We start from the raw sequence: 6,119 nt of genomic DNA on the forward strand, positions 1-6,119 counted from the left end.
CATAGCCGTTCTAGGAGTGCCGCTCGCGCCCTATCGCTCTGTCCGATCGCCGCAATATAGGCGCGCAGAAGGCGTATCACGGCCACACGTACCACCCCGTCCGTGTTGATCTCATCTGCATTATGCGGTTGACTTGTTGCGCCACGCTTAAGCTTCTCCCGGCACCCGCCCTCAATCTGGAGGGCATCGAGCAGCAAGATGATCGCTTGCAAGAACTTGGCGTCGACAGTCTGGTACCGTGGTTGGTCGTGCTGCATTACGCCAAGGCTACTCAACCCGCACTCTCCTCGCCACTACCAGCTCCCGTAGCTCTGGCCTTACCCCAATATGTGGAACGGCCGGCGTGCCAAAAGCGTTTTCAGTTGATTTCACACATCGGAGCGGTGATCTGGCGAACTAGTACCCGGAATCAGAGCTGAGTGATACGGCGGCTTTTGAAGCGGCGTTGGCGGACCTTTTTCTTGGTCCAGACGAAAGGCTCGGCTTTGTCGTTGTACGCGTTGACGTAGGCATCGATGTGTTCCTGAAGTTGCTTGAGGCTTGTGAAGGAGGTGCCGCTGAGTGATTCGACCGGGTGCTGCGCCCGTCCGCCGCCAACAAAACGATCCGCGCCCGCTTCAAATCGCGCTGCAACGCCAAGGCGCGGCCATTGGGCAACTTCAGATACCCTTGCGCTCGCTCCAAGGCCTGAATCGAAGGCTTCTCGTCCACGCAGAGCACGATAGCCTTCTGGGGCGGGGCAACGTAGAGGCCGACAACATCGGCGGCCTTGGCCGTAAAGTTCGGGTCGTTGCTCTCGCACCAGGATTTGCGGCGGCCGCAAGGGTTGCCTGAGCAATCCGGTGGATTGCCAAAAGTCCTCAGCAGCGATTACTGTGGCTCGCAAGAAGCGCCTAGACCTTTGCTCCGGGGGAGCGCAAACTATTTTCACCGAGCTCCTCTATCTACCTCACACTCCAAATCACGGTAGTTTCAGCGCGATTTTCCAGAACACCGATAAAGCTGAAGCAGATCTAGTGGCGGTTAGCGCTCTCAGGGGAGCCGCACTAGCCGCCTGGACCGATCTATGCGACGGCGCCAGCCGGCGTTCCTTGAGGGCATGCGCGCCTCGAAAATGGCGACCAGCAGCAACGGCTCACTTGGAGTGACCCATCACTCCGATCGGGGTGTGCAGGGCGGGTCCAAGAACGTCGCAACACCAGGAGTTTGAGGTTGGGACGACCGTTAAACGGCGCCGATCTCCCTTAGCACGACCCCAATATTGTCGTCTCCGGACGGCCGGAACCAATGAACAGAATAGGTCAGGCGAGTGACTGCCGCGAGGCTAAGCAGTGAATTTGCTGCGCTGAAAGCCGCTTGCTTTAAGGTGTCGCCAGCGACTCTTCCGAAGAGCGAACAGCATGCCACTAGCGATGTTCAGGTCTTCAGCGAAGGCGTCCCGGACGGTACTTTCGTTGATTGAGTCTCGCACTGAGCTATTCAGCTTGTTTTTCGGACAATTTTCTGAATTGCCAGCAATGAGACCACCCGCCGATCGGCGATCTATGTTTGTGCTGCTCCGGTGCGATGGAAGGACCCCACGGTGGCCAACGACGGCATCCGCGCGGCCGCGGCTTCTCATCTGCGTCACAAAACCCGACGCTAAGGCTGTCTGGCCTCTTCGGGCGTCTCCGCGTCGATTTCCGAGCGGCTTAGCGCCCTCCCCGGCGTTTCTGAAAGGTTGTGATTCACACGCGACGGCCCAAGCGATTACGCACGCGTCCCACGAGCTATTGCCAGGCATACTGCTTCTTAAAACAAGACGCCTAATTAATTTGGTGCATCTTCCCCACGACCCCCAACATGCGGGGAACCCAATGCACTCTTTCGATGCCCTCGAAATGATTTGTTCTATGGTCTCGCCATCAAGCGCTCGCCATGTCGAGTTTACTTACCGACCAAGGGGTTTTCGGCGGAGCTCAACATTGTTGCGCGGGTTGGTCGTTCAACCAGGATGACAGAAACAGGCCGCGCAGATCCCAAGCACTCGCTCCAACCATATTCTTCATCATCGCGGACACCTGAACATTTATCAAGATCAACTCCAAAGCGGGCCAGCGCAGCTCATGAGCAGCCAGTGGCCGACGTAATATAGGCGCGCACCACTGCCCCATCCGCATGCTCTCGATCCTCGGATATTGTCAGCGGCGACCACCCTTCTGGCCCATCGACAAACACATGTGTTGCTTGCCCAAGGCACTTTAACTTTATGCGAGCTTCCGCAGTGTCTTGAGTTCGTGGTTCTCAAGTCGTCGGAGCCGCAGGCGGACTAAACGGGCAGGTGACGACTTGTCAGGCTCGGGGCAGATTGACGACGTTCGCCTTAAGCTCCTGGAGCATGTTCGCAATCCCGTCGACGAGCGCGTCGATTTGGTCCTTGTTAACAATCAGAGGTGGGCACATTACCAACGCATCGCCAACATTCCGCATAATGATTCCTCGCTCGTGCATCAACCGGCACGCGATCGCGCCGATCTCGCCCGGAGTGGCAGCGGCGACGTTCTCCTCCTTGTCCACCACCAGCTCGATCGCTGCCATAAGGCCAATGCCGCGGACTTCGCCAACGACCGGATGGTCGGCGAGGCCGCGCAGCCGTTCCTGCATGTAGCCGCCGATGCGGCTGGCGTTCGCAATCAGCTCCCGCTCGTCGATGACTTTGAGGTTTTCAATTGCAATGGCGGCTCCGACCGGGTGACCACCACCTGTGAAACCGTGGGCCAGCACTCCAATCTTATTGCTCTCTTCCGCGATTGGACCGAACATGCAATCATTCATAATGATTGCAGACAGCGGAAAATAGCTGGACGTGAGCTGCTTTGACACTACCATGACATCTGGCGTGATGTCATAGGTTTCGCAGCCGAACATTTTTCCCGTCCTGCCAAAGCCGCAAATTACCTCATCGGCGACCAAAAGAATACGATGCCGTTTTAGTACCTTTTGTATTTTCTCCCAGTAGGTCGGCGGCGGAACGATTACGCCACCCGCGCCCATTACAGGTTCGGCGAAGAAGGCTGCAATGGTATCAGGACCTTCTTGCTGAATCTGCGACTCGAGCTCCTCGGCCCGACGCGTCGCAAACGTCTCCTCTGATTCGCCAGGAAGACTGTCTTTGTAGAAATGAGGGGCGCCCGCGTGCAGAATGTTCGGCAGCGGCAGATCGAAGGAGCGATGGTTCTCGGGCAGCCCGGTCAGGCTTGCCGCAGCGATCGTGACCCCGTGATAGCCACGCAAACGGCTAATCACTTTCTTACGCTGAGGCTGGCCCACGGCATTCGAGCGATAGGCGATCAGTTTCAGCACGGTGTCGTTCGCCTCCGAGCCGGAGTTTGTGAAAAATACCTTGCTCATAGGCACCGGGGACATCCTGACGAGCTTCTCGGCGAGCTCGATGGCGGGCCCATTCGATCGTGATGCGAAGGTATGATAGAACGGCAGGACTTGCATCTGACGATGCGCGGCTTCGATGAGCCGTTTCTCACTGAAGCCGAGTCCCGCACTCCAGAGACCGGCCATGGCATCGAGATAGCGGATACCGGCCGCGTCGAAGACATAGGGACCTTCGCCGCGTTCAATTATTATTGGACCAGCTTCTTGATGCGACCGTGCGTTAGTATAGGCGTGAAGCTGATAAGCCGCATCTCGGGCTTCTTGAGAATTGTATTGCACGGTCGACGTCATGGCATCCGTCCAACAGTTGCACTCGGGAAACATGATCGAGCGACAATATGACCAACTTTTTTCAGTAGTGCGAGCGAGTACCAACTTCCGGTGTTTGCTTGAGCATCTCCTGGATCCCTCTCCCTCGGCGAGGGCAGGCAAACGCCGACGTGAATGACAATTCGAACCTTCGTTCGGGCGACGGTTGTTAGCACTGCCACCAACTTCTGCCTCGCACCCGGAGCCAAGCCCGTCGGGACAATCATCGCAGCGGCGCCATCGGCGAGGCAACCAGTTCTGTGCGCAGTTCTATTAACGCGTTTCCTGTACGCCATTCATGCTATCTTTCGTCTAGTCTCCGCACCGGGCGAGTCGTACGGCGATGCGCGACCTAGGAAGCCTGACAGGCTAATCAGATTCATCCAGTTGGGCACCTACCAACGTTTATAGGCTCCTCCTTCGTACACTGTAGCATCTGAGGACAGATTGCTTTGTGTATCCGACTTGGTGCGCCTGCCAACCCCTCCACCAGAGCAATCCGTTCGCGGAGGTAGACACTATCGGCTGATGACGACACGGCCACACTCGCGGCGCGGATGGCGCCGTCTGAGATCGCCTCACCTGCCGTCGGCGCGGGATCCGGCGCAGCGCTCCAGGTATTTAGTTCCGAATTGATGTGGCTTGCAGTGTCTCAAGCGGCCAGGTTCGTCCGCCCAGGCGGTGCAAAGCGGTTCGTTGGGTGTGATGCCGCGGGGTCAAGTTGTCGGCTTCCAGAAACACGGCGAGGTATTTCTTGAGCTGCTTGTGTGAGTGATATCGGCGTACGGTGGCTTCCTCGGGGGCTTCGGTTCATGCGTTCAACTTGACGATTGGTCACTGGTGATTGGCTTGGTGAGACGATGTTCGATTCCACGTGGTCGGCAAACGCGCTGAAATTTATGCAGCTTGTATCGCGCGGTCGGCCCGCGCCACGGTCACGCTCGCGGTCCGAGTTGCAATACGGCGCTCGACGGCTCCGCTCCAAGAGTTAGCCGCCCGGCAGGGTCTAAAGCAGAGGACGGTCGCCAAGTGGCGCAAGCGAGCGTTCGTCCACGATGCGAAGATGGGCCCGCAATGCCTTCCATGTGTGAATCGGTCGTCCTTGCACCGCAGCCTTCTGTCGAAAGTCGCGGCGATTCCACGACAACGCCCGATTCGAACATACGCCGGTTTCTACAAGGGCGAGGTGATCCATCGGCGCGGACCGTTGCGCAGCTTCGACGCCGTCGAATTCGGAGCATTGGAGTGAGTGGACCGGTTAGCAGCCGACGCCTCTTGGTGCGCATCGACAACATACCGACGGACGACTCCGAGCAACGCAACTACGCCCTGCTGGAACAGCGCCCGTCGGTCCATAGCTAAACGAAATGGACTCCGGCGACCAAAGGGAGGTGCAGGCCACGCTTCTGCGCCTCAACAGACAGGCCTGGCCGAGTTCGAAAGCTAGCAAATCGAGCACGCAAGCTACGACAAGCTATCACGAAGCCGATCGTGCCGGGTGCCGCTCTGCCAACCATAACATGTTTACGGCGAGACCTGGCTCGCCTAGAGCTTTTGCTCAACGGAAACCGAATTTGGGCGGCTTGTTAATCCTAGAGTTTCAAACCCCAGTTTCGGTAGTTGAAGAACAGCGCAACGTCATCTTGAACTATCTCTTCCCGGTTCAAGAACTCGAGCTGACCTGCGTTGCTCGTTTAGCAATCATGACTGGCGGACCCTGCCCGCTGTCGTGCGATGTTTCTTTTGGAAATGATTTTGCGACCACACAAGAAACGCTCGACCACACGCGGCACAAACCGCTCGCCGTCGACTCTGAAGATATGGTCTGCAATCTCGGCAAACGTCATGTTAGGCGTAGTCTCGACCAAAGAGAGGATCTCCGCAGCATAGCCCTCAATCCGAGCTGAACGCCGGTTGCTGACCAGCGCGATCGCTGTCGATGGCGCCACCCCGAAACGGCTGGCAGCGCCCCGGCAGCTCATCCCTTCCTCTTGCACCGCCATAATAATGCGAAGGCGAAGGTCCGGCGAGAGTGGTTTAATGATGCGGCCTGCCCTCCATCACCACCCCTCCGGATGAATTACGATCTGGCTCGCGAGCCAATGCTTTCCGCTCCATCGGTAGAAAACGTGCTCTACAGTGCGGACTCAAATGGTCCAGCTCGTACTCTCGACCTAACAGACGTTTTCAGCGTCGACACGCAAGGGCCGATCTGAGTTGGAGTTCTTAAAACTCGCCTTCCTACTAGACCCAGTGACCTGCCGCTGAACTTTCATCCATTGGCGATTAGAGTCTCGGCGGATGTGAAGTGCTCCCCAAAACTAGGCCAGCTGATGCTGGAATTTTCCGGGGTTTAGCTCATGCCGGCGGGGGCGCCGATG

The 6,119-nt window shown here is 57.5% G+C and carries 3 protein-coding genes and 1 pseudogene; 1 reads left to right on the forward strand and 3 read right to left on the reverse strand.

Annotated features, from left to right (window positions below; genetic code table 11):
- The 3 genes and pseudogenes from AC0L30_RS42130 to AC0L30_RS42140 all read right to left on the reverse strand — a co-directional run.
- Window positions 1-275 (reverse strand): hypothetical protein (locus AC0L30_RS42130; RefSeq protein WP_473406719.1); only part of this gene is annotated, 275 nt, incomplete at its 3' end.
- 134 nt (window positions 276-409) lie between these two features.
- A pseudogene (locus tag AC0L30_RS42135) lies at window positions 410-813 on the reverse strand (hypothetical protein); the annotation flags it as partial.
- A gap of 1,518 nt (window positions 814-2,331) precedes the next feature.
- Window positions 2,332-3,720 (reverse strand): aspartate aminotransferase family protein, encoded by a 1,389-nt coding sequence (locus tag AC0L30_RS42140; protein WP_473309245.1) that lies wholly within the window; start codon window positions 3,718-3,720, stop codon window positions 2,332-2,334.
- 1,592 nt (window positions 3,721-5,312) lie between these two features.
- Between AC0L30_RS42140 and AC0L30_RS42145 the strand changes: the two genes are divergently transcribed.
- Entirely contained in the window at window positions 5,313-5,645 is a 333-nt protein-coding gene (locus AC0L30_RS42145; protein WP_473406720.1) for a hypothetical protein, read from the forward strand.
- The last annotated feature ends 474 nt before the right edge of the window (window positions 5,646-6,119 follow it).

This window comes from Bradyrhizobium sp. MI1.11, from assembly GCF_055811255.1.

What these genes read in the sequence shown, in the direction of transcription:
- AC0L30_RS42140 (WP_473309245.1), bottom strand. Translation starts at nt 3,720, where the DNA reads ATGACGTCGACCGTGCAATACAATTCTCAAGAAGCCCGAGATGCGGCT.